Consider the following 24,024-nt stretch of genomic DNA (forward strand, 5'->3'; position numbering starts at 1 on the left):
TCACGCCACCTCGGCAATCAACTCGATTTCGACACAGGCACCCAGCGGGATTTGCGCCACACCAAAGGCACTGCGGGCGTGTGCCCCTTGCTCAGCGCCAAAAACTTCGCCAATCAATTCGCTGGCACCGTTGGTGACCAGGTGCTGCTCGGTGAAGTCGCCAGTGGAGTTGACCAGGGACATCAGCTTGACAATGCGTTTGACGCGGTTCAGGTCGCCCACGGCGGCGTGCAAGGTGCCCATCAGGTCAATGGCCACGGCGCGGGCCGCAGCCTTGCCTTCTTCAGTGCTCATGTTCTTGCCAAGTTGGCCGACCCAGACTTTGCCGTCTTTTTTGGCGATGTGGCCACTCAAAAACACCATATTGCCGGTCAGCACATACGGCACGTAGGCGGCGGCGGGTGCAGCCACCGGGGGCAGGGTGATGCCGAGTTGGCTGAGTTTGGCGTAAATGCTCATGGCTTTTTCCTGTGTTTTTAGGGTTTGTTGAACGTTGAATTTTGACTCTGGCTCTGGTTGGGAGCAAAGCCCTGACTTTGACTTTGCGACTGGCTCTGTGTGGGTCGCGACGATCCCTGCGCTTCAACCACGGGCTCCACGGTCACGCCCACGCGCAGGGTGTGGCTGGCACCACCGTGAATGACGCCGCGGATGGGTGACACGTCGGAGAAGTCCCTGCCAATGGCCAGCGTCACATAGTCTTCGCCGGGCGAGGGCCAACCAGCGCGGTCGTTGGTGGGGTCCAGGTCGACCCAGCGTTCGCCGTTTGGCAAGTCAGGCACATACACCGAAGCCCAGGCATGCGAGGCGTCACTGCCCTTGAGCTTGACCGTGCCAGGCGCCGCTTCGGTGAGCAAATAGCCGCTGACGTAGCGCGCTGGCAGGCCCATGCTGCGCAGGCAGGCAATCAAAATATGGGCAAAGTCCTGGCAAACACCCTTGCGTTGCGCCAGTGCTTCGAGCGCCGGGGTGTTGACCTCGGTGCTCTGGCTCTCGTAGCTGAAGTCGTGGTAGATACGGTGCATCAGGTCAATGGCTGCCGCCAACAGTCCGGCACCGACACTGAAGCTGGGTCGGGCGTAGGCGCTAAATTCAGCGTGGCGCGGCGCCATGGGGGACGCAAAAACGAATTCGTTGGCCGCCTCAAAACCGGCATGGGCCTGGTAGCGAAAGTGCTCGCGCACCGCCTCCCAACTGAGTTCGCTGGGCGGCAAATGCACCGCCTGGGTGAGTACTTGGCTGCTTGCCAGCACCCGCAGTTGGGTGTGCGGCACTTGCAGCGAAAAAAAGCTGCGGCTGTTGCCAAAAACGTCCCGGGTGGTGTTGATGCGGGCGGGCTCCGGGCTTACCTGCAGACTATGGCTCAGCAGGGTCTGGGTGGCATTGTCCAGCGGTGTCAGATAGGCCATGTGCTGCGCCGTCTCGACGGCGGGTCGGTAGTCGTACACCGTCTCATGGGTGATGTGCAGCTTCATGCCGCCCCCAGACTCTGGTTGGCCAGGCCACTGTGGGTGAAATAAGTGGCACTGATGTCATCGGAGACGACAAAGCTGGCCTCGGTGCACTGGTACAGCACGTCCTTGAGCAGGGCGTATTGCAGGCTTGGATCCATGGCATCCGGCGTGTTGTCCTGCGTTTGCGCCGGGGTCACCAGGTCAGGCGCTTCATCGCACAGTTGGGCCAGGCCCCAGGTGCCGGGGTTGGGCACCTTGAGTGACAGTGCACAGAGCCGGTTGGGGTCGCTGCCGGCCAGACGGGCCAGGCGACCGCGCAAGGTGTGGGCAATCCATGAAATGGAGCGCGGGTTGTCGCGGTCAATCACCAACAGGTCGACCAGCGCCGCCATGTCGCGGCTTTGCTGGAATTGGGCATGGAAGGTGATGGCGCTGTCAAACAGTTCCACCATGGCATCAAAACCCCCATCGGTTTTCAGGCTGCCGGTGGTGATGCCGCGCATCAGCGCCGACGACAAAAAGGCCAGCCGCTCGATGTGACGGCCAATGCTGAGCAGGCGCCAGCCGTCGTCGCGCGTCATGCGGTCGGTCTGGGCACCGGTGATGGCCGCCATGTGGTCGCTCGTGTCTTTGAGGATCTGCAGCGCCTGCAGCGCGGAAAAATCAGCCCGTTGGCGTTGCGATGCGCAGCGCTCAAACAGCTCTTCTTCGCAGCGAATGATGATGCGCCAGTGTTCCTGCGACAAGCGCTCGCGCACACTGGAGCCGACCATTTTGAGGGCGCGCAGGTAGTAACCCACGCTGGTGGCGCCGCTGCTGCTGCCCAGGTTGTCGATCAGGCTGCGCTCGAACACACGCGGCGCCTGCAAGGCGGAGGGAACACCGGGCAGCACCAGCGTGTTGGCCACCGCCATCTGACTCAGCCAGGCCAGCAACGGGGCCGAGGATTGTTCTTCGCCGTGCAGGCATTCCAGCGTCAGGCGCGCCAGCCGAATGGCGTTTTCGGCGCGTTCGGTGTAGCGGCCGAGCCAGAACAGATTTTCGGCGGCGCGGCTGGTGATGAGGCGCTTGCGCTGCATCAGCGACTCGGGCGTCATGTGCGGTGCCAGCAGGGTGGCGTGATCAATCGTGCCACGGGTCAGTGCCCAGACGTCGGCACTGCTGCCGCCGCGCTGCATCGAGGTGATTTCCTGGCCGGCACTGGCCACGCGCGCCAGACCGCCGGGCAAGACGCGCCAGCCCTGGGCGCCGTCAGACACCACGAACACCCGCAGCATGGCCGAGCGCGAGCGCAACCGGCCCGGTTGGCCCGCGACCGAAGCTTGCCAGGTGGGCATCTGCGACAGCGGCGTGTAGCCCTGTACCGTGTGCTCTTCGGCTTGCCGCACGATGCGCCCGGCCCACTCATCCAACGCCCGGTCGCCCAGCTTGCCACCCAGTACCGGCTCGAAACTGCCATGGTCAAGGGAGCCAGGATAGGTCGGTTTGATGGCACAGTCGGCCAGTCGCGGCAGTGCTTCTTCCATGGCACTGCGCTCGCCACACCACCAGGTGGGCAGGGCCGGCAGCTTGAGTTCTTCGTCCAGCAAATGGCGCGACAAGGCAGGCAAAAAACCCAACAAGGCGGGCGACTCCAGAAAGGCCGAACCGGGCGCGTTGGCCACCAGCACGTTGCCGGCACGAATGGCTTGCAACAGGCCGGGCACGCCCAGCGTGGAATCAGCCCGCAGCTCCAGCGGGTCCAGGTACTGGTCATCCACCCGTTTTAACAGGCCATGCACCGGCACCAGTCCCTTGAGCGTTTTGAGAAACAGGCGCTCGTCGCGTACCAGCAAATCGCTGCCTTCGACCAGAGTCAAGCCAAGGTAACGCGCCAGGTAAGCGTGCTCGAAATAGGTTTCGTTGTAGGGGCCGGGGGTCAGCAGCGCCAGATGGGCATCAGGGCCGGCCGGGCTCATGCTCTTGAGGCTGTCCATCAAGGCGCGGTAGGTGCCAGCCAGGCGCTGAACGCCCAGGTTCTGAAAAGCTTGCGGAAATTGCGCCGAGATGGCGAGCCGGTTTTCCAGCAAGTAACCCAGGCCTGAAGGAGCTTGGCAGCGCTGTCCCTCCAGCCACCAGTTGCCGTCGGGCCCATGTGCCAGGTCAAACGCGGCAATGTGCAGATAACGCCCGCCCACCGGTGTCACGCCGTGCATGGCCCGCAGGTAGCCGGGGTGCGCGTGGACCAGTGCCGGCGGCAACAAGCCGTCATGCAGCAGGGTTTGCGGTCCGTAGACATCGGCCATGACCCGCTCGAGCAGGCGCATGCGTTGCAACACCCCGGCTTCGATGCGCTGCCAGCTCGCCGGGTCAACAATCATCGGAAAGAGGTCGAGCGACCACGGGCGTTGCGGTCCGTTTTCGTCGGCATAAACGTTGTAAGTGATGCCGTTGTCGCGCACCTGGCGCGCCAGATTGGCGGCGCGCTGGTCCATGTCGGTGGCGGTGTCGTTCTCAAGGCTGGAAAAAAATTGCCGCCAAACTTCGGTTAATTTCCCGCTGCCTGTGACGGCTGCGCGCAACTCATCAAAATGTCCAGGAGAGGCTTGTGCCGCCCGCGCCAGTGCGGCCACGCCGGGTGACTCGGGTTCGGCGGGAGGGGTTTGCGCTGGCACGGCTTCGTTCATTTGGGTGAGTATGCCAGCGAAGCAGCGCTTTCGTTGACAATTGCAGGTTCTTCCACTTGATTCATGCCATGACCGAAACCCTTCAAGAACAGACCGATCTGCCCCACCAACTGCCCGAGGATGTGCCTGAGTCCATGGCGTCTGAGGGCATCTCGGAGACGTCCCCCGCTGAAAGTCCGGCCAAGCCGGCCAAAGCAAAAAACCGCTTTGCCTCGGTACAGCCCGTGCTGGAAAAATTGTTCGAGCTTTACCCGCAGCTGTTTGGCGAGCGCTTTCTGCCGCTCAAGCTGGGCATTTTTCAGGAGTTGCTGGCAGCGCACCCGGAGGAATTCAAACGCGAATCCCTGAAGGCGGCTTTGGGTGTGCACACCCGCTCCACCCGCTACCTGCAAAGCGTGGCAGCGGGTCAAAAGCGCCACGACCTGCAGGGCAAGCCTGTCGAAGACGTGGCTCCGGAACATGTTTTTCTGTCGATCGTCGAGCTGTTTCAGCGGCGCCAGGCGCGCAGCAGCGAAGACCTGCGGCCCAAGTTGCGCAAACAATTGCTGGCGGCTTTCGAGAAGTCCGGGCTGACCCGGCAGGACTACCTGGCGCGCATTGGTACGCCGGCCGAGCCCATTCAAGTGCTGCTGGACGAGGTGCTGACCGAGGTGGAACAGCAACGCGCCCGCCGCGCAGCGCTCAAAAAAGCCTTTGAAGCCAGCGGTCAAACGGTGGAGGCCTTTGCTGACGCGCTGGGCATGGGCGTGGGCGAGGTGCAGGCGGCGCTCAAATAAGGCGGCCTGCACACCCATCGTGCTCAACCGCGCCGCAGATCCAGTGTGAACGGGAACTCGCGGCTGGCGGGCACGTTGATGGTGGCCGGGGGTATCTGCACCAGCCCCGGTGTATGCCCCATGGCGGTGAAGCGTGACAGACGCCGGCTTTCGGCCTCGTTGGCGTTGACAGGCAGGCTCTGGTAGCTCAAGCCCCCCGGGTGCGCCACGTGGTACTGGCAGCCGCCCACCGAGCGTTTCATCCAGGTGTCGACAATGTCGAAGGTCAGCGGCGCGTGCACGCCGATGCTCGGGTGCAGGCTGCTGGGCGGGTTCCATGCCTTGTAGCGCACACCGGCCACATATTCGCCTTGTACGCCGGTGGGCTGCAGGCTCATGGCGCGGCCGTTGCAGGTGACCACGTAACGGCTCTCGTTCATGCCGGTGACGCGCACCTCGATGCGCTCCAGCGACGAGTCGACGTAGCGGGCTGTGCCACCCGGCGCACCTTCTTCGCCCATCACATGCCAGGGCTCCAGCGCGTTGCGCAGCGTCAGCGCGATGCCGGCCGAGCAGACCGACCCGACCAGCGGGAAGCGGAACTCGACATGCGGCGCAAACCAGCTGTCGTCAAACGCAAAGCCCGCCTCGCGCATTTCGGCCATCACGTCATGGAAATCCATCTCGATGAATTTCGGCAGCATGAAACGGTCATGCAACTCGGTACCCCAGCGCGTGGCGGGCGCGCGGTAGGGCGCTTTCCAGAACCTGGCAATCAGCGCGCGCAGCAGCAGCTGCTGCACACTGCTCATGTGCGGGTGCGGCGGCATCTCGAAGGCGCGCAACTCCAGCAAACCCAGCCGACCCGTGGCCGAGTCGGGCGAGTACATCTTGTCGATCGAGATTTCACTGCGGTGGGTGTTGCCGGTGGCGTCGATCAGAATGTTGCGCAGCGTGCGGTCGACCAGCCACGGTGGCATGGATTGGCCGTAAATTTCGCGGTTTTTATAGATCTGCTCGATGGCGATTTCAAGCTCATAGAGCTGGTCGTTGCGCGCTTCGTCCACCCGCGGCGCCTGGCTGGTGGGGCCGACAAACATGCCGCTGAACAAATAGCTCAAACTGGGGTGGTTGTGCCAGTACAGCAGCAGGCTGGCCAGCAGTTCGGGCTTGCGCAAAAACGGGCTATCTGCGGGCGTGGCGCCGCCCATGACAAAGTGGTTGCCACCGCCGGTGCCGGTATGGCGGCCGTCGGTCATGAATTTCTCCGCGCTCAGGCGCGACTCGAAAGCCGCGTTGTACAGGAATTCGGTGTTGGCAACGAGCTCTTTCCAGTGGCTTGCCGGGTGAATGTTGACCTCGATGACGCCCGGGTCGGGTGTGACGCTGAGCAGTTTCAGGCGCGGGTCGCGCGGTGGCGGGTAGCCTTCGAGCACCAGTTGCATGCCGAGCTCTTCGGCGCTGGCTTCAATGGCGGCCAGCAGGTCGAGGTAATGCTCCAGTTTTTCCAGCGGCGGCATGAAGACATACAGCACCCCCGATTTTTTACCGACGGCCTCGGCCTTGGGGCCGCTGGCGCGGCGCGGGTCGCGCACCTCGACACACAGCGCGGTGCGGGTGATCCAGTGGGCTGACTCCTGCGCGGCTGGCGCACGGGCAAAGTCGGCAGGCTCGGTTTGGGTTGCACTCTGTGCGTTGGCGGCCGACGCCGATTGCGGACCTGTGGTGGATTGCAGTTTGCGCGCGGCCTCGGGTTGCGGGTTGCTGCCTGCCAGGTAGCCGTTGCCAGCAGACGCAGTGCCGGTTCCGGCCGCGGCCGCCGCCGCCCGCGCCGCGGCACCCAGGGCCAGACCCGCCGTGCCAGGCGCACGTCCCTCGGCACCCGGCGCATATTTGGCCGCCACCGTGCCATAGCTGGGCAGGGTGCCCACCAAGACCGACGGGTCCTGTTCGATCAGGTAGGGGAAATCGGCCTCACTGACCCAAGGCAGCGAGTCCAGCGGCAGGCGCAGGCCCATGGGCGAGTCGCCGGGCATCAGGTACATGCGCTCATCACGCAAAAACCAGGGGCCGGTAGTCCAGGCCGCACCAAACTGCGCATCAAAACCCGCGACCTTGATCGGCAGCACGTAACCGACGGGCGTGTCGAGTTTTTGCTCGAACACCCGACGCAAGCGGGCGCGCTCCATCTCGTCGTCCAGCTTGGAGTTGAAGGGGTCGACATTGACCGGCAGGCGACGCTCGCGCCACAGGTAGTACCAGCTGTCTTCATAAGCGGTTTGAATGTATTTGCCAGTGACCCCCAGTTTGCTGGCCAGCAGCGCGGTAAAACGTTGGGCATCGGTACTGGTGTAGTGCGTGGGCGTGCGCTCATCCGTGAACAGGGCGGGGTTGCGCCAGACGGGTTCGTGATCAGCGCGCCAATAGATGTTGAGCGCCCAGCGCGGCAGTTGTTCGCCGGGGTACCACTTGCCTTGGCCAAAATGCAAAAAACCGCCTTGGCCGTATTCGTGGCGCAGTTTATGCACCAATTCGGTAGCGAAACCGCGCTTGGTGGGACCCAGGGCATCGGTGTTCCATTCTGGTGCATCGCGGTCGCTGTTGGCCACAAAGGTGGGCTCGCCGCCCATGGTCAGGCGCACATCGCCCGCCACCAGTTCAGCGTCCACGGCATCACCCAGTGCCATGATGGCGGCCCATTGCTCCTCGGTGTAAGGTTTGGTGACCCGCGGCGACTCGTAAATGCGGGTCACCGCCATGTGGTGGGCAAAGGTGACTTCAGATTCGTCGACGCCACCCTCGATGGGCGCGGCCCCGGAGGGCTGGGGCGTGCAGGCCAGCGGGATGTGACCTTCACCGGCCAACAGGCCCGAGGTGGCGTCCAGCCCAACCCAGCCGGCGCCAGGCAAGTACACCTCGCACCAGGCGTGCAGGTCGGTAAAGTCGACTTCAGTGCCGCTCGGGCCGTCAAGTGCTTTCACGTCAGGCTTGAGCTGGATCAGGTAGCCAGAGACAAAGCGTGCCGCCAGGCCGCAGTTGCGCAGCAGCTGTACCATCAGCCAGGCCGAGTCACGGCACGAACCGGAGGCCAGGGTCAGGGTTTCCTCCGGCGTTTGCACACCGGGCTCCATGCGAATGGTGTATTTGATGGCGTGGTGCACTGACTGGTTCAAGTCCACCAGAAAGAGCACACTGCGGCGCTTGGTGCGGTCGATCTTGGCGAGGTAGGCCTGCACCAAGGGCGTCACCGGGTCGGGGGTCAGGTAGGGCGCCAGCTCCTGTTTCAATTCGGGTTGGTAACTGAACGGAAATTCCTCGGCCTCGGGCTCCAGGAAGAAATCAAACGGGTTGTACACCGCCATGTCCATCACGACATCGACGGTGACCTTGAACTCCTGGGTCTTGTCCGGAAAAACCAGGCGCGCCTGGTAGTTGGCAAACGGGTCCTGCTGCCAATTGATGAAATGGCCCTCGGGCTCGATCTTGAGCGAGTATGAAATGATTTTGCTGCGGCAATGCGGGGCAGGGCGCAGGCGAACCACTTGCGGGCCCAGGGCCACCAGCCGGTCGTAGCTATAGTGGGTAACGTGGTTCAGTGCAGCGTGAATGGACATGCGGGGTCTCTGAAATTGAAGAATGGGGCGTCGTGTGAATGGACGGGAACAAGCAATGTTGGTGCCAGTTGCATCCGGGGCACGTCGCGGAAATCGGTGTCATGCTTGCGCCGGGTTGTTAGCATCAGAACCTGCACTGTAACAACATCACAACGCACCATGAGTCACCGCAATCCACGCGCCCTGCTGACCCCCGCCATGCACAACGTGATCGAGCGCATGGCACGCGCCGGCCAGGTGCCGCTGCACGCGCTGACGCCACAACAGGCGCGCGCTGCCTACGAGGTCAACGCCGGTGTGCTCGACTTGGCCCCGCCAAAGCTGCACCGGGTGGAAAACTTCACGCTGCCGACACGCGACGGTTTTGATTTACCGGTGCGGTTGGTGGCCCCCAGCGACGAGCCGCTACCGGTGCTGGTGTACCTGCACGGTGGCGGCTTCACCATTGGCAGCGTCGCCACCCATGATGTGCTGTGCCGCCATTTGAGCCACCTGGCCCATTGCGCGGTGTTGTCGGTGGGCTACCGCCTGGCCCCCGAGCACCGCTTTCCAGTGGCGTTCGAGGATGCCTGGGACGCGCTGAGCTGGGCGGCGGCCCACGGCGCGGAAAAAGCTCTGGACACCGCGCGCATCGCGGTGGGTGGAGACAGCGCTGGTGGCACGCTGGCCGCCGCCTGTGCCCTGCAGGCACGCGATGCCGGACTCGCGCTGAAACTGCAACTGCTGATTTACCCGGGCTGCTGCGCGCACCAGGACACGCCATCGCACAAGACCTTTGCCCACGGCTTTGTGTTGGAAGCCGCGCACATAGATTACTTCTTTGACCGCTACATCCCCAACCGGCAAGACCGTGAAGACTGGCGCTTTGCCCCCTTGATGGCCGATGACGTGGAAGGCGTGGCGCCGGCCTGGCTGGGTCTGGCCGAATGCGATCCGCTGGTGGATGAAGGCTTGATGTACGCCGACAAACTGCGCGCGGCTGGCGTGGCGGTTGATCTCGACATTTACCGGGGTGTGACCCATGGCTTCATCAACATGGGCCGCACCATTCCTGAGGCGCGTCAGGCGCACATGGATGCGGCTCGGGCCTTGAGGCATGCCTGGGTCTGAAACCCTGGCCGCCGCCTGTGCAAGCGGTGCAGAGCCGTCCGGATACCAAAAGTAAAGCCCTCATGAAAATTTGGTCATAAGGGTAAACCCTTATAATTTACTGACAGTAACTTTACAAGGACTCGCCCTGTTGAACCCTTGACGGAGTAAATACCATGAACAATTCTCAAAATCCGAACATGACCACCGACAGTTTCAATCGTACCCTGTCGCTGCTCAAAGGCTTGCCTTTTGACATGGCGCGCGAACAGTATGCCAAAGCCGTTCAGGTAGGTCTCATTCCGCGCTCCATGCTGAGTTGGGCCCGCTTTGAGCGCCAAATGGACTTGCTGGAAAAAATGACACTCGGTCCCTGGGCGCGGCGCGTCTAAGCGTAAATATCGCGCAGGCTTAACCCGGCAGCTGGCTAGAAAAGGTTTTTTGGTGCAAGATGGTGACCTCATGTTTTGGCCACCATTGCAATGACCATTCCGTCCTCACGCTCTGATCGCGAGCGCCTCATTCGTGCGTTGTTTGACGACTACATTGAAATGTATGCTGGTCGAGACGATCGCCTGATCCATCATTTCAGTGACAATTTCAGCGGCCACACAGGGGGTGGTGACTTTCTGGTGAAAGATCGCATGGTCTGGGAAAAAGTCACACGCCAGGATTTCGCGCAGGTACCCGAACGGATTCGTTTCGAACTACTCGACCTGTCATTGCAGGACATCAGTGACGATGTGGTGCTCGTCACGGCACTCTTTCACATCCATCTGCCCATTCCGGATCCTGCTTTTGCCGAAGAGGTAGCCCGCCTGGTGCTGCTCTTTCGCCTTGAAGACTCGGTCTGGAAAATTGTGCACAACAGCTATTCCATTCCCGACCGCCTGGTGCAAAACGGCGAGATCTACCCCTTGCAGCTTTTGCGCGAGAAAAACAAGGCGCTCGAGGCCTTGGTTGAGGAGCGCACGCAGGCGCTGCATGACAGCGAAGCCCTGCACCGCTTGCTGACCGAAGATGCGCAGGATGTGCTTTGGAAACTTGATTCCAACTTTTGCGTGACCTATATCTCCCCGGCCGACGAGCGTGTGCGTGGTTTCAAGGCCAACGAGGTGGTGGGCCACTCCGTGCTTGAGATGTTCACGCCAGAGGGGGTCGCTATTGTCAAAGACGTCATGCGGCAAGGCCAGGAAGCGAGGCAATCGGGGGCAACGTCTTATTTTTTGACTTTTGAGGCACCTCACCTTTGCAAAGATGGCCGCGTGATTTGGGGCGAAGTGCTGTCCAAACCCGATCGCAATGCGCAGGGTGACATCGTGGGCTACCACGGCATCACGCGCGAGATCACTGAGCGCAAACGCTTGCAGGATCAGGTGCGCCAATTGGCATTTTTTGATCCATTGACCCAACTCCCCAATCGCCGCCTGCTGAGTGACCGCTTAAGCCAGGCCATGGCAACAAGTAAACGATCGGCGTGTTACGGTGCCTTGATGTTTCTGGACCTCGACAATTTCAAGCCGCTCAACGATGCGCATGGCCATGTGGTCGGTGACTTGTTGCTGATGGAGGTGGCGAACCGCATCACCCGCTGCGTGCGCGAGACCGACACCGTGGCACGCTTTGGTGGCGATGAATTTGTGGTGTTGCTCGGCGAGCTGACCACCGAGGAAGTCCAGTCCGGGGTGCAAGCTTGCCTGGTGGCCGAAAAGATCCGCGGCAAGCTTTGCGAGCCTTATCAGCTCATCGTGGCGCAAGACAATGCTGCAGAGAGGATCATCGAACACCGCTGCAGTGTCAGTATCGGGGTGACCTTGTTCCTTGGTACAGATTCAAATCCGAACGATGTGCTGACGGCAGCCGATGCCGCCATGTACCGTGCCAAGGATGCGGGACGCAATTCAGTCTGGTCTGCCGTGGCATTCGATCAATCAGATGTCAGCCAGTAGCGGGTAAGGCGCTGGCGCCAACTGGAGCAACGGTCCGTCTGCTGCCAGCGCCCGCACCCCCCCAGCCTCGAACGCGCTGATCTGCATCGACACGATGGCGTCAAAGCCGCCCTCGGGCGCTGCCGCTGCCTGCACCACCAAGCCGCAAGGCTGGCTCACATCATCAGGTGCAAACAATTCTTCTCCGGCTTTCAACGCGACATCGGCATGCGCCAGGTAGGCACGTCGCTTCAAGGTGCCACGGAACTGGCTGCGTGCCACCACTTCCTGGCCTGGGTAACAGCCCTTTTTGAAATTGACGCCACCCACCGACTCGTAGTTGAGCATTTGCGGCACAAACGCTTCAAATACCGACTGCGTCACGGTGGCGATGCCACTGCGCACCTCGCCCCAGGCCCATTGCTCAGGGGTCAGGGCGACGCCCGCCGGGGCAGGAGTGCCTACTGGGGCCACCCACAGCGCGCGCGGCACACCATCGGCGGGGTGGAGGTGGACGATCGAAACGCCGTCCACATCCGCTTTACCCCAAACCTTGGCCTGGTGTTCTCCAAGGGACTGGGTTGCCTCGGCCACTGCGGCACCGGCCAGTCCATAGACCACAAAGTCAGCACTGGCGTCCACCAGCTTGGCTTGGGCGCGCAGCACAAACATGCTCAGGCGTTTCAGAGTGGTGGCCAGCAGATCGGCGCTGCAGAGCAGCAAAATGTCGGTGTGACTGCGCTTGAAGCCGATGAAACTGGCCTGCAAGCGTCCTTTGGCATTGCAAAAACCGGCCAGCCGCGCCTCCGACAGTCCCAACAGGGAAAAGTCGTTGGTCAATTGGCCATGCAGAAATTTGGCGGCATCGGCGCCTTGGGCGCGAATCAGCCCGAGGGATGTCAGTGGGGCAACGCCCTGGAAAGGTGTGTTCATGACGTGAATTATCATGCTCACTCTATTTTTTATAAGGTAATAGGGTTGTGCGCTCGATCATTCAATTTTTCCTGGTGTTGGCGCTGACCTTGGGGGGCGGGGCTTTTTGGTGGCTCAACCAGGAATTGCCGCTGACGGCAGCCACGCTGGACCTGTCGGTGGAACCAGGTACCTCGCCGCGCGCTGTGGCGCAGACTGCGGTGGACAGCGGCGTGCAAACTTCGCCTGAGCTGCTGTACTGGTGGTTTCGCCTGTCGGGTCAGGCGCGCCAGATCAAGGCCGGCAGTTACGAGCTGGAAACCGGTGTGACGCCCTACAGCCTGCTGCGCAAGCTGACACGCGGCGAAGAAGCACTGCGTTCGGTCACGCTGGTGGAGGGCTGGACCTTCAAGCAGGTGCGTGCCGCCTTGCTCAAGCAAGAACATCTCAAGCCGGACACCAAAGGTCTGGGTGATGCGGTCATCATGGAAAAGCTGGGGCTGCCCGGCCGCCACCCCGAGGGTCGCTTTTACCCGGACACCTACACCTTTGCCAAAGGTAGCAGCGACCTGAAGGTGCTGTTGCGCGCCCTGCACGCCATGGACAAGCAGTTGGCACAAGCCTGGCAAGCGCGGGCCGCCGACACGCCATTAAAAACACCCGAGGACCTGCTGATTCTGGCCAGCATTGTTGAAAAGGAAACCGGTCAGGCCAGTGACCGGCCGATGGTGGCCTCAGTGTTCAGCAACCGCTTGCGCATCGGCATGATGCTGCAAACCGACCCTACGGTCATTTACGGCCTGGGCGAGCGCTTCGACGGCAATTTGCGGCGGCGCGACTTGCTGGCCGACACGCCCTGGAACACCTATACCCGCAACGGCCTGCCACCCACGCCTATCGCCATGCCCGGCAAAGCCTCACTGCTGGCCGCGGCACAGCCCGCCAGCAGCCGTGCGCTGTATTTTGTGGCGCGGGGCGACGGTAGCAGCCAGTTCAGCGACAGCCTGGACGCGCACAATTCAGCGGTGAACAAATACCAACGTGGACAATAAAGCAAGCATGGCGAGCGGCATCTTCATCAGTTTCGAAGGCATTGACGGTGCCGGCAAATCAACCCACATCGATGGCCTGGCGCGAGCTTTTCGGGCGCAGGGCAGGGCAGTCACACTGACCCGCGAACCGGGCGGCACTGCGCTGGCCGAAAAACTGCGCACGCTGGTGCTCAACGATGCCATGGACGCCATGACCGAGGCCTTGCTGGTCTTCGCCGCCCGGCGTGACCACTTGCAACAAGTCATCGAGCCGGCACTGGCACGCAGTGAGGTGGTGTTGTGCGACCGCTTTACCGATGCCACTTTTGCCTATCAGGGCGGCGGCCGTGGCTTTGATCTGGCCGTACTGGGTTTTCTGGAGCAATTGGTACAAACGGTGACGTCGCCACAAGGCGATGTGCTGCGTCAGCCGGACCTGACGATCTGGTTCGACCTGGCCCCCGACATTGCCGCCCAGCGCCTGGCCGGGGCGCGTGTGCCCGACAAGTTTGAAGCGCAACCTGCTGCTTTTTTTGCGAAGGTGCGCGCCGGCTACCAGGCACGTTTTGAAGCGGACCGGCCGCGCTTCGCCCGCATTGCCGCCGAGCAAAGCCGCGACGCCGTATGGCAGGATGTTTTGACCAGCGTACGGCAAAATGGTTGGCTTATATGAGTGAGCCAGCGGTCAATGCCAGCCCGATAGCCCCCTGGATCGCCGCGCAAACACAGATACTGCTGGCACAACGCGGTCACGCCTGGTTGCTGGCCGGGCCGTCCGGCCTGGGTCAGTACGAGTTGGCACTTGCGCTGGTGCGTGCCTGGCTTTGCGACCACGTCACGGCGCAGGGCGCCTGTGGCCACTGCAGCAGCTGCCATGCGATTGATGTGCATGCGCATGCCGACCTGTGCGTGCTGATGCCCGAGACCGTGATGCTGGCGCTGAATTGGCCGCTGAGCGAAAAGGCGCAGGACGACATAGACGGCAAGAAACGCAAGGCCAGCAAGGAGATCCGGGTCGAGGCCATGCGTGACGCGGTGGAATTTGCCCAGCGCACCAGCGCCCGCGGCCGTGGCAAGGCGGTGCTGGTGTTTCCGGCGGAGCGCATGAACGTTTACACCGCCAACGCCCTGCTGAAAACCCTGGAGGAACCCGCGGGCGACGTCAAATTTGTGCTGGCTTCGGACGCCGCCCACCAGTTGCTACCCACCATTCGCAGCCGTTGCCTGGGTCACACCCTGACCTGGCCCGACCAAGCCAGCGCGCTGAGCTGGTTGCAAGGGCAGGGCGTGCCCGCCAACCAGGCGGTGGTGATGCTGCGCGCGGCCGGTGGCCGACCGCAAGACGCCTTGCAGTTTGCCCCGATTGCGGGCTTGTGGCCACGCCTGCCACGCGCCGTGCAGGCTGGTGATGTCAGTGTGTTCAAAGACTGGACGCCAGCACAAACCGTGGACGCCCTGCACAAGCTGTGCCATGACCTGCTGGCGCTGCGCAGTGGTGCGGCACCACGTTTTTTTGAAGTGACCGATCTGCCCAAACCTGGCAGCTGGCAAGCCTTGAGTGACTGGGCCAAAAGCTTGGCCGAGACCATGCGCACGGTCGAGCACCCTTTCAACGCCGGCCTGATGCAGGAAGCCTTGGTCAGCCAGGCGCAACTGGCCCTCAATACAAAGTCATGATGTTCACAGATTCCCATTGCCATTTGAATTTTCCCGAGCTGATGGCTGAATTGCCAGCCATCCGCCAGGCCATGCTGGAAGCACAGGTGACCCGTGCGCTGTGCATCAGCACCACGCTGGAAGAATTCGGTGCGGTGCACCAGCTCGCCCTTCAATATGACAACTTTTGGGCCACGGTGGGGGTTCATCCCGACAACGAAGGTGTGCGGGAGCCCACTTTGGAGGATTTGCTGACCTTGGGCCAGCTGCCGCGGGTGGTGGGGATTGGTGAGACCGGGCTTGACTATTACCGCCTCAATGGTCGCAGTGTGGCCGACATGGCCTGGCAACGTGAGCGCTTTCGCACCCACATCCAGGCCGCGCGGCAGTTGCGAAAACCGCTGGTGATTCACACCCGCCAAGCCTCGGAAGACACCCTGGCCATTTTGCGCGAGGAAGGTGAAGACGGCTCAGCTGGCAGCGCCGGTGGTGTGTTTCATTGCTTCACCGAAGACGAAGCCACGGCCCGGCAGGCGCTCGACTTGGGTTTTTACATCTCTTTTTCAGGAATTTTGACGTTCAAAAGCGCCAAGAGCTTGCGCGAGGTGGCAGCCATGGTGCCGCTGGACCGATTGCTTATCGAGACCGACAGTCCCTATCTGGCTCCCGCGCCGCACCGCGGCAAAACCAATAACCCGTCTTATGTGCCGTGGGTGGCCAGGCAATTGGCGGAGATCAAGCAGTTGCCCCTGGAAGACATTGCCAGCATCACCAATGCCAATTTCGACGCTCTTTTCAAAGGTGTATCAGCATGAATCACACTGCTTTTAACCTCATAAATTACTTTAAAAAAATTGTTTATCTTTATGTTTTAATTATTTTTAGTTCTGCGCACGCGGGATCGTACGAGGATTTTTTCAGGGCCATCATGCAGGACGAGGAAGCACAGGTCACGGCGCTGTTGAAGCGAGGTTTTGACCCCAATACAAGTGATCCAACGGGGGTTCCTGGCCTGATGCTGGCCACGAAGGAGTCCGCTTTCAAAGTGGTCAATGTCTTGCTCAATCACCCCAAGATCAGGGTTGAGGTTCGCAATGCGGCTGATGAGAGCCCCTTGATGCTGGCGGCGCTCAAGGGGGAGACAGAACTTTGTCAGCGGATGATCCGCAAAGGGGCCGACGTCAACAAGCCGGGTTGGGCGCCTTTGCATTACGCCGCCACGAGCGGCCATCTGGCGGTCATGCGTTTGTTGCTCGACGAGCATGCCTACATCGACGCCGCATCACCCAACAACACCACACCACTCATGATGGCGGCGCATTACGGCACACCCGAGGCGGTGAAGTTGCTGCTGGAAGCCGGTGCTGATGCCACGCTCAGGAATGATCTGGGTTTAACGGCCATTGACTTTGCGCACCGCGGTAAGCATGCGGAGTCAGCCGACCTGATCGCGGCCTTCATACGCGGTCGGCAACCGAAAGGCTCATGGTAGGCGATCATCGTACTTTATACGATGTATACAAGGGGTTAGTTTGATATTCATGGAAATTCTTTCATTAGTATATAAATAAATACCTGCTTTTCAAGATGCGCAGGATAGTTTGGTTAATTGGGAGATATTGCGCCACGCGTCATGGACAAACTCACTGTGTGAGATTTGTTGTTTCATGGTGATACCCCTTCAATACCGTTACGCTTCGCTTCATCAGGGTCTACGACCCCGATACCCCTGACAAGGCATTCCAGCGCCTCAGAAGCCTCTCTAATGGCTTCAATCTGGTTTTTGAAGACCGACACCCAAGCCGGTGCGTTATCACCACCAGCGAGGTCGAGAGCCTCACCGATGGCATCAGCCGCGATCAGACGATCATTCAGAACGTCAACGGCAGCGAGTAGGGCGCTCATGACCTACCCCCTTGACCAATCAAGGGCAGGGGGTTTTTAGTGGCTTGGAGAGCCTTGTAGCGCCTCTGTTGACGGGTTTCCACCACCACCACGGCAGCAGGTTTGGCCCCTTCTTTGACAAATCGACCATCCAAACCGCGCACCTGATCGACCACAGGTTGAGCCAAAACGAACGCGTTATAGAGCTTGATGCCCCGAATCAACCGACGACGCTTAGGCATAGTCATTCCCCTTAATTTCAGATGGTGAAATATTTACTCTGTAATTGATAGCACTAAAAAAAGGGCGTTTCTCCAATGAAACAGGGTCCGCGCCGCACCGTAATTTCCTAAAGTGATCTATTAATAAATTAGGGCCGGTCGGCTTCGCCGCCCGCGCCCGCAATGCTGGCCGCAGCCGTCGCCGACACCCCGTCGCCAGCCCTGATGGCCAGAAGGCGCAGTTGTGTTTCCCGGTCTGCCAAAGTCTTGAAGCAACGTGCCTGTCGCACCAGGAGACCCCACCAGCTCGAATCGTTGGGTTTGAAGCCGTGGCCCTCTGGTGACCACAGTTGGCCACTGTGCATGTGCCAGCCATCCCAGCCATTGGCCGGCAGCTCGGAGCCGGTCAGGATGCGCAGCAGCCGATACGCTGAATACGGGATCAGGGTTTTTCCGGAAATCCAGTACCGCACGGTGCGCGGGTTGACGTGCAACATTTTCCCGGCCGTCTCTGGGGTGAGGCCCAGATCGGCGAGCATGATTTTCAGGCGCGCACTGAGCAAAAGGCGGGTTTGCCGTGCCTTGCTGGGTTTGCGTTTGCTGGCATTGTACTTGATACGATGTATACAAGGGGTTAGTTTGATATTCATGGAAATTCTTTCATCAGTATATAAAAAAATTGACGGTTCAATACCGGGACACCCGAGATTCAAATTTAAAAACTACGTTTTTAAATCCGAATCCCGGGTTACCAAATACCTGTTTTTCAGGGCACGCAGGGCAGGGAGTTAATGCGCAGATACTGCGCCCCGCGTCGGGGACAAACTCGCTGCGCGAGATTTGTTGCTTCATGGTGATACCCCTTCAATACCGTTACGCTTCGCTTCATCAGGGGCTACGCCCCCGATACCCCGGTAAAGCGGGTACTGCGGTCGCCAGTTGGCCGGCAGGTCTTCACGCAGGCACCTGGCGTAGTGCTGCGCACCGGCCGGGGCGCAGGCAATGCCCAGGTGCTGCGCCCGCCCGGCCACCAGCACCTCGAAGGCCGAGGCCAGTTCTTGAACAAACAAGGCTTGCACGTTGGACGGCCAGTCGCTCGGGTCGCTCAAGCCATGCGTGGCCGCGCTGTAGGCCGTCTGAGCCATTTTTTGGACCTCGGCAAGGCTCAGCCAGCCCCACGGCTTGGCGACCGCTTGCAGGCCGTTTTTGCGCCGTTGACGGAATGCGGCCTTGTGCTTGAGGGCCTGATCGTGGTTTTTGGTGCTCATTTGCCACCCCCAAAACTGCCCGAACTGGCGGGGCTGAATTTGTAACAAAACGCCGAAAAATTCTCATTTTTGGGAAAAAAGGAACGTGTAACAGGCCCGTCCCTGTTTTCGGGGTCCGGGATGACGCCGCCCCGGGCGGCCACTGGCGCGTCCTCCCGTGTCGCCGCCAACCCGTCGCCAGCCCTGATCGCCAGCTGGCGCAACTGGGCTTCACGGTCGGCCATGGTCTTGAAACACCGTGCCTGACGCACCAGCAGACCCCACCAGCTCGAATCGTTGGGTTTGAAGCCGTGGCCCTCTGGTGACCACAGTTGGCCACTGTGCATGTGCCAGCCATCCCAGCCATTGGCCGGCAGCTCTGAGCCGGTCAGGATGCGCAGCAGCCGGTAAGCTGAATACGGGATCAGGGTTTTTCCGGAAACCCAGTACCGCACGGTGCGCGGATTGACGTGCAACATTTTCCCGGTGGACTCGGGGGTCAGGCCCAGATCGGCGAGCATGATTTTGAGCCGTGCGCTCAGCAAAAGACGGGTTTGCCGTGCCTTCGATGGCTTGCGTTTGCTGGCATCGTACTTTATACGATGTATATTATGTTAAGTTAAAGAGCAAGACAATGCGTTGAAGATCAGCGAACCACAAATGAGACGATGGGCGCGCTCGGATCGCTGAACGAGGTTCCCAGGGCAATCTGGCCCTGCCCGTGCAACACACATTCATCACGACGCAGCATCAGGTCGGCGCCGCTACCGGCAAAACGGACCCAACTGCCATAAGAACTTTCGTCGACCAGCATGAAGCTGCCGTTGCGCCAAACAATGCTGGCATGGGTTCGTGACACGCGCGGGTCGTTGACGATAAAGTCCACCTGACGAAAGCGCCCGATGTGAATAGGCAACTCGAAGGCCTGGAAGGCTTGATGGTGCTCGTTGAAAGACAATGAAATTTGCCCGCCCAGGGCATCAAGGTCGGCTCTTTCCGTGGCGTGATTGGTGGGTGCCTGGATCGTGAAGTAATCAGAATTTTCATCTTCCTGCCACTCAATCTGGTACACGTTGCAAGGTTCCGAGCGACCCCGTATGGCAATCGGTCCCAAAAACCGGAAATGAACATCGTTCAACTTCGGGCTGTTTTCAATCGCTTTGTCATTCACCCAGATCTGATGCGGACCTGTGAGCTCACTCAAGCGTGACGCCGTGTTGACGGCGTCACCGTAACAATCATCGTCCACCAGAATCACGTCACCACGCACCACCCCTATGCGCAAGGGCATGTAAAGCTGGGGCGGCAAGGTAGCCAGGCGCGACTGGTGACTGCGTTGGATGTCGACCACCGCTGCGATGGCTTCCGAACTTTTCTTGAAGGTGGCCAGCACGCCATCTCCCAGCAGTTTGACCACCTTGCCACCGTTCGCCGTGATCTTTTCGGCGACCCAATTGGTGGCCTGGGTCACGGCTTCGGTGGCCTTGACATTGCCAAGCGATTCGAACACTCCTGTGCTTCCAAACAGATCGGCAAAGACAACAGTGGAGTGAACAGCCATTAAAGATTAATCCTTCATCCTATGGCGCGAGTTTAGGCCAATCTACCTGTCTTGCCACTCTCAATGGCCCCAAAATAACAGGGCATCGCGGCCCTCGACTGACAAGTCTGCCTTGGCCCCGACGGGCAACAAGACCTTGGTCGCGATATGCCCATACGGCAGGTTCGTCAAGACCGGAACCTTGACCCGTGTCCGCAGCCAGGCCACCACGCTTTGCAGCTTGAAACCCCGGTCATGCGGCACAAGTTTGAATTCGGTGAACTGTCCCAGGATGACGGCTTTCTGGCGCGCCAAAACGCCTGAATACAAAAGTTGCGTGAGCATGCGTTCAATGCGGTAGGGGTGCTCACCCACGTCTTCCAGAAACAGCATGCCGCCCTTGATCTCGGGGAAATAAGGCGTACCAAGCAGGCTGCTCAGAACCGTCAGATTACCGCCCCACAAACTGGCATTGCTGACGCTGAACGAGGCCTTGATCGGCGCAGCGACAGCATCAACTTCGCCCGCATTAGCCTGGCTGGCAAGAGCGTCTCGGTGTTGTCGCCAGCCAGCGCCCTCCCCTTGTCCCAGCAGCAAATCATCAAAGCAGGCCGTCATGATGTCGTCGGGCTCGCCAGCCACCCCAAAGCCTTCACACAGCGCCGGGCCAGCCCAGGTGATGGCACCGGTGCGTGCCAACACCGCGCTTTGAAACGCGGTGAAGTCGCTGATGCCGACAAACAGCATGCCTTGCTCGATGGCCTTGGCCACCTTTTTGTAATTGATGACCGGCAGAAGGCGCGTCAAACCATAGCCGCCGCGTGTGATCAGGGCCACATCGGCCTTGCTGGCTGCGGCGCGGTGGATGGCCGCCAGGCGGGTCGCATCATCGCCGGCAAAGCGCTGCTGGCTGCTCAGGGCATCGACATCGAGCTCGACCTCATGGCCCATGGCCTGGAGCCGGGCCACACCGCGTTTGAAGGCAGCCTTGTCACGCACCGCACCCGAAGGAGAGTAAATATAAATGTGTTTTTTCATGGTTGGCGGGCGTTCATTTTTTGGCTGCGGCGCAGCTTGAAGAAAGCTTGCAACACGGCGACGCATTCCTGCGTCAGCAGCCCACCCTGCACCTGCGTCTGGTGGTTGAGCTGGCTTTGTTCGAATAAGTTGATGACCGATCCGGCGGCCCCGGTCTTGGGGTCGGAGGCGCCAAAAACCACGCGTTTGAGCCGTGCATGCAACATGGCGCCAGCGCACATGGCACAGGGCTCCAGGGTGACAAACAGTTCACACTCGGGCAAGCGGTAGTTACCCAGCACCTGCGCTGCGGCGCGCAGCGCCTGCATCTCGGCGTGCGCACTCGGGTCATGGCTGGCAATGGGGGCGTTGTGGCCACATGCGATGACGACACCGTTGCGGAGCACGACCGCGCCCACTGGTACCTCGCCCGCAGCTGCCGCGAGCGCCGCCTGCTCCAGTGCCAGCTGCATGGCTTGCTCGTCAGTCATTGACGATGCCGTTATTCCCACTCAATAACAACGCAAGAAATAACTTGTTTATTTTCAAACACTTACGTCTCCTGAAATTGAGTGTGTAACTCTTGTGTGAAAAACCATTCAAACAAAGCAAAACAACGCTTGCTCTTTTGCTTGAATTTTACACGCTGTGTTGACACTTAGCTTAATCGAGGATGTGACTAAGTGAGGCACTAAAACGTACGCTCAACTCTAACAATAAAAACCATATCAGGCTTTCTTTTAGTCTCACTAATTTGCTCAGGCAAAGTATTAAGCTTATCGGCCCAATGACCAACATAACGGACTTCTTTGAACGTGGCGTTGAAGTACTGCTTTAAAGCACCCGCAAATGAGTCACCAACTACCCATACATATTGATTAGATAAGGGCTTTTCATTTGTCACAACTGTAGCAGAGCCAAAAGCTGTCTTCTGTTCATCGGAAATTTCCTTCAGGCTCAATGAAGGCTCATTGCGCCAAACAACATTCCAATTATCAAAAGAAGAAAGGGGGAAATCCTTGAGCTTAGAAATTCCGATTAAATCTCCCCCATACGGCGCACCCAGCTCGAAATCAACACTTGGTGTTGAAATGTTTAACAACTTGGAGAGCCCATCAAATACTACAAAGGCGCCCTTATTATTCCAGTGCGTGTCAGTCCTCCAATATAAAAAATCATCAGATTTTTTAGTAGCGATCAAATCATAAGATGGATCATAAACCGTAAGTGTTGGAATATCTCTTAGCTTATTGAGGAAAAAACTACTGTACTTAGCATCTGAAGGAGTAAGCTTCTCCGGCAAATATTCAGGATAGATACTAGATTTGTTTGGGCCAAGGATTAAAACTGTTTTAACACCATACTTTGATCCTGTTTCTGAAATTTTAGAAAAACTATTTTTTACAGCATTTACTTGCTCATCACTAGGCTTACTCGATAGCTTAAGTTTCGCAACTGTGTTGTCATAAGCATTACCAAGAAACAGCCAGTCTTGCTTACCCTGATACCAAGACAAAGAACAACCTAAACCGTGCTCAAAGCCTTTCCTTTGGAACAGCATATCTTCAAACCCTCTATGCTTACAAAGATCAACCTTACTATATGAGTAATACCCTACAGATACAACAATAGTCATAAGCACAACAAGCACCGTAACTTTAGTATTCCCGCCTTTACCCAAGCGTATGGGGCGTTCAACAAGCTTGTATGTAAGCCAAGCCAGCGCTATCGATAGGACTACTGCGGCAATGCGTATGTTACGACTTGGCACTTCACTCTCAACTATTCGAGCGAAAGACAACAGCGGCCAGTGCCACAAGTAAAGAGGAAAGCTGATTAAGCCAAACCAAACAGCAATCTTATTAGAAAGTATCTTGCGATTAATCCAAGCCTTAGGTCCAGCAAGAATGATTAAAATTGCGCCCAAAACTGGGATAACAGCCCACTTGCCAGGAAAACTTACATCTTTTGTTATTCGCCAAAATCCATATGCCAAAAGTAAGCTACCAGCAAAAGAAATAATGTTAGATAGAGTCTTACCATCTATTTCAATAGCTTCGCTATAGATTACTTTGGCAAGCCAGCCGTCTATCTTTAGCGTGTAAGAGTGAAAGGCATTTTTCTTGTAGATTGCGAACCAAGCCAAAAGACTTCCGCTTAACAACTCCCAAAACCTAGTTTGCGGCGAATAGAACGTTGCGACTGAGTCCTGCTTAATGCCTTTCAGGTTAAGGCCAAAAGAAATTAACGCAACAATAACAGTCAATGTAAGAAGGTTGAATTTTCGCTTCCAGGCAAACCATAAGACAAATGGCCAGATGATGTAAAACTGTTCTTCAATCCCCAAGCTCCATAGATGTAACAATGGCTTAGTCTCTGCCGAATTGTCGAAGTAGCCTGCCTCACTCCACAAAACTAAATTTGAAACAAAACCAGCACCTGCGGCAATGTGCTTACCTAACTGCTTGAACTCATCAGCAAGTAACGCAAACCATCCAAAAGCAAAACTTGCTATCAGTACCAACAACAAAGCCGGAAAGATGCGCTTAATGCGCCTAGCGTAGAACTCAGCGAAGCTGAACGTACCCCTATCTAAGTTCTCAAAGATGATTGTCGAAATCAGAAAACCAGAAATAACGAAGAAGACATCGACTCCGATGAACCCGCCTTTCATCCAAGCTGGAAAGGCGTGGTAGGCTACTACGGACAGTACAGCGACAGCTCTTAAGCCGTCAATGTCGGGGCGATACTTCGGATGTGACAGATGCGGAGTCGGTGTTGTCATTTCAGCTAGCTTTACGTGTAACTTTAACTTCGCAGCCCTAAAAAATCAACAACTTAGCGATTTTGTGGAACTTTTGTGTAAGTAGAAAACCTATATAAATCAACTACTTACGTTTCTAAAGTCACTCCCACTCGATGGTGGCGGGGGGTTTGCTGCTCACGTCGTACGTCACCCGGTTGATGCCGCGGACTTCATTGATGATGCGGCTCGACACTTTCTTCAACA

Annotated in this window: 24 protein-coding genes; 9 read left to right on the forward strand and 15 right to left on the reverse strand. The window is 58.7% G+C overall.

The annotated features are described in order from the left end of the window. The 3 genes from Q7U49_RS07645 to Q7U49_RS07655 are packed head-to-tail and all read right to left on the reverse strand — an operon-like array spanning window position 1 to window position 4,120. Window positions 1-459: a RidA family protein gene (locus Q7U49_RS07645; protein ID WP_304763591.1), complete on the reverse strand. Its 459-nt coding sequence runs from the start codon at window positions 457-459 to the stop codon at window positions 1-3. 17 nt (window positions 460-476) lie between these two features. After that, window positions 477-1,475 (reverse strand): transglutaminase family protein, encoded by a 999-nt coding sequence (locus Q7U49_RS07650; RefSeq protein ID WP_304763592.1) that lies wholly within the window; start codon window positions 1,473-1,475, stop codon window positions 477-479. Next, on the reverse strand, window positions 1,472-4,120 hold the full coding sequence (locus Q7U49_RS07655) for a circularly permuted type 2 ATP-grasp protein (RefSeq protein WP_304763593.1): 2,649 nt from the start codon (window positions 4,118-4,120) through the stop codon (window positions 1,472-1,474). The genes Q7U49_RS07650 and Q7U49_RS07655 overlap by 4 nt, the downstream gene beginning before the upstream one ends. A gap of 68 nt (window positions 4,121-4,188) precedes the next feature. On the opposite strand from Q7U49_RS07655, the gene Q7U49_RS07660 reads away from it, so the two are divergent. After that, window positions 4,189-4,896 (forward strand): ProQ/FINO family protein, encoded by a 708-nt coding sequence (locus tag Q7U49_RS07660; protein ID WP_304763594.1) that lies wholly within the window; start codon window positions 4,189-4,191, stop codon window positions 4,894-4,896. A 23-nt stretch (window positions 4,897-4,919) separates the two neighbouring features. Here the strand turns inward: Q7U49_RS07660 and Q7U49_RS07665 are convergent, their stop codons facing one another. Continuing rightward, complete coding sequence (locus Q7U49_RS07665; protein ID WP_304763595.1) at window positions 4,920-8,489, reverse strand: DUF2126 domain-containing protein; 3,570 nt, start codon at window positions 8,487-8,489, stop codon at window positions 4,920-4,922. 159 nt (window positions 8,490-8,648) lie between these two features. Between Q7U49_RS07665 and Q7U49_RS07670 the strand changes: the two genes are divergently transcribed. From Q7U49_RS07670 to Q7U49_RS07680, 3 genes are all read left to right on the forward strand, one after another. Then, on the forward strand, window positions 8,649-9,599 hold the full coding sequence (locus Q7U49_RS07670; RefSeq protein ID WP_304763596.1) for an alpha/beta hydrolase: 951 nt from the start codon (window positions 8,649-8,651) through the stop codon (window positions 9,597-9,599). A 155-nt stretch (window positions 9,600-9,754) separates the two neighbouring features. Further along, window positions 9,755-9,970, forward strand: coding sequence for a hypothetical protein (locus Q7U49_RS07675; protein ID WP_304763597.1), 216 nt, complete (start codon window positions 9,755-9,757; stop codon window positions 9,968-9,970). Between the two features lie 90 nt (window positions 9,971-10,060). Next, entirely contained in the window at window positions 10,061-11,527 is a 1,467-nt protein-coding gene (locus Q7U49_RS07680; RefSeq protein WP_304763598.1) for a diguanylate cyclase domain-containing protein, read from the forward strand. Here Q7U49_RS07680 and Q7U49_RS07685 read toward each other — a convergent pair. Then, the gene (locus Q7U49_RS07685) at window positions 11,510-12,439 is read right to left on the reverse strand and encodes a folate-binding protein YgfZ (protein ID WP_304763599.1); all 930 of its coding nucleotides are present in this window, start codon (window positions 12,437-12,439) and stop codon (window positions 11,510-11,512) included. The genes Q7U49_RS07680 and Q7U49_RS07685 overlap by 18 nt on opposite strands. Window positions 12,440-12,486: 47 nt before the next feature. On the opposite strand from Q7U49_RS07685, the gene mltG reads away from it, so the two are divergent. From mltG to Q7U49_RS07710, 5 genes are read left to right on the forward strand one after another with little or no spacing between them, the layout of a single operon-like run. Beyond that, the gene (gene mltG / locus Q7U49_RS07690) at window positions 12,487-13,470 is read left to right on the forward strand and encodes an endolytic transglycosylase MltG (protein WP_304763600.1); all 984 of its coding nucleotides are present in this window, start codon (window positions 12,487-12,489) and stop codon (window positions 13,468-13,470) included. 7 nt (window positions 13,471-13,477) lie between these two features. Continuing rightward, on the forward strand, window positions 13,478-14,122 hold the full coding sequence (tmk, locus tag Q7U49_RS07695) for a dTMP kinase (RefSeq protein ID WP_304763616.1): 645 nt from the start codon (window positions 13,478-13,480) through the stop codon (window positions 14,120-14,122). After that, complete coding sequence (locus tag Q7U49_RS07700; protein ID WP_304763601.1) at window positions 14,119-15,126, forward strand: DNA polymerase III subunit delta'; 1,008 nt, start codon at window positions 14,119-14,121, stop codon at window positions 15,124-15,126. Before tmk ends, Q7U49_RS07700 begins: the two co-directional genes overlap by 4 nt. Beyond that, complete coding sequence (locus Q7U49_RS07705) at window positions 15,126-15,920, forward strand: TatD family hydrolase (protein WP_304763602.1); 795 nt, start codon at window positions 15,126-15,128, stop codon at window positions 15,918-15,920. The genes Q7U49_RS07700 and Q7U49_RS07705 overlap by 1 nt, the downstream gene beginning before the upstream one ends. Continuing rightward, window positions 15,917-16,597: an ankyrin repeat domain-containing protein gene (locus tag Q7U49_RS07710; protein WP_304763603.1), complete on the forward strand. Its 681-nt coding sequence runs from the start codon at window positions 15,917-15,919 to the stop codon at window positions 16,595-16,597. The genes Q7U49_RS07705 and Q7U49_RS07710 overlap by 4 nt, the downstream gene beginning before the upstream one ends. A 173-nt stretch (window positions 16,598-16,770) precedes the next feature. On the opposite strand, the gene Q7U49_RS07715 is transcribed toward Q7U49_RS07710, so the two are convergent. The 10 genes from Q7U49_RS07715 to Q7U49_RS07760 all read right to left on the reverse strand — a co-directional run. Then, window positions 16,771-17,010: a hypothetical protein gene (locus tag Q7U49_RS07715; protein WP_304763604.1), complete on the reverse strand. Its 240-nt coding sequence runs from the start codon at window positions 17,008-17,010 to the stop codon at window positions 16,771-16,773. Further along, window positions 17,007-17,231: a hypothetical protein gene (locus Q7U49_RS07720; protein WP_304763605.1), complete on the reverse strand. Its 225-nt coding sequence runs from the start codon at window positions 17,229-17,231 to the stop codon at window positions 17,007-17,009. Before Q7U49_RS07720 ends, Q7U49_RS07715 begins: the two co-directional genes overlap by 4 nt. A gap of 128 nt (window positions 17,232-17,359) precedes the next feature. Then, complete coding sequence (locus Q7U49_RS07725) at window positions 17,360-17,860, reverse strand: VC1465 family Xer recombination activation factor (protein WP_304763606.1); 501 nt, start codon at window positions 17,858-17,860, stop codon at window positions 17,360-17,362. 198 nt (window positions 17,861-18,058) lie between these two features. Further along, window positions 18,059-18,478, reverse strand: a complete 420-nt coding sequence (locus Q7U49_RS07730; protein WP_304763607.1) for a hypothetical protein — start codon at window positions 18,476-18,478, stop codon at window positions 18,059-18,061. Continuing rightward, complete coding sequence (locus tag Q7U49_RS07735) at window positions 18,475-18,978, reverse strand: VC1465 family Xer recombination activation factor (RefSeq protein WP_304763608.1); 504 nt, start codon at window positions 18,976-18,978, stop codon at window positions 18,475-18,477. The genes Q7U49_RS07730 and Q7U49_RS07735 overlap by 4 nt, the downstream gene beginning before the upstream one ends. 125 nt (window positions 18,979-19,103) lie before the next feature. Then, window positions 19,104-20,018, reverse strand: coding sequence for an adenylate/guanylate cyclase domain-containing protein (locus Q7U49_RS07740; protein WP_304763609.1), 915 nt, complete (start codon window positions 20,016-20,018; stop codon window positions 19,104-19,106). Window positions 20,019-20,078: 60 nt separating this feature from the next. Beyond that, window positions 20,079-21,035 carry an LD-carboxypeptidase gene (locus tag Q7U49_RS07745; protein ID WP_304763610.1) on the reverse strand — a complete coding sequence of 319 codons (957 nt, stop codon included), beginning with the start codon at window positions 21,033-21,035 and terminating at the stop codon, window positions 20,079-20,081. Then, complete coding sequence (tadA, locus tag Q7U49_RS07750) at window positions 21,032-21,505, reverse strand: tRNA adenosine(34) deaminase TadA (protein WP_370653978.1); 474 nt, start codon at window positions 21,503-21,505, stop codon at window positions 21,032-21,034. The genes Q7U49_RS07745 and tadA overlap by 4 nt, the downstream gene beginning before the upstream one ends. Before the next feature lie 200 nt (window positions 21,506-21,705). After that, window positions 21,706-23,799 (reverse strand): acyltransferase family protein, encoded by a 2,094-nt coding sequence (locus tag Q7U49_RS07755; protein ID WP_304763611.1) that lies wholly within the window; start codon window positions 23,797-23,799, stop codon window positions 21,706-21,708. 121 nt (window positions 23,800-23,920) lie between these two features. After that, window positions 23,921-24,024: hypothetical protein (locus Q7U49_RS07760; RefSeq protein WP_304763617.1), on the reverse strand; the 104-nt coding region annotated here is incomplete at its 5' end.

This window comes from Rhodoferax sp. (assembly GCF_030653815.1).
Taxonomy (GTDB): Bacteria; Pseudomonadota; Gammaproteobacteria; order Burkholderiales; family Burkholderiaceae_C; genus Rhodoferax.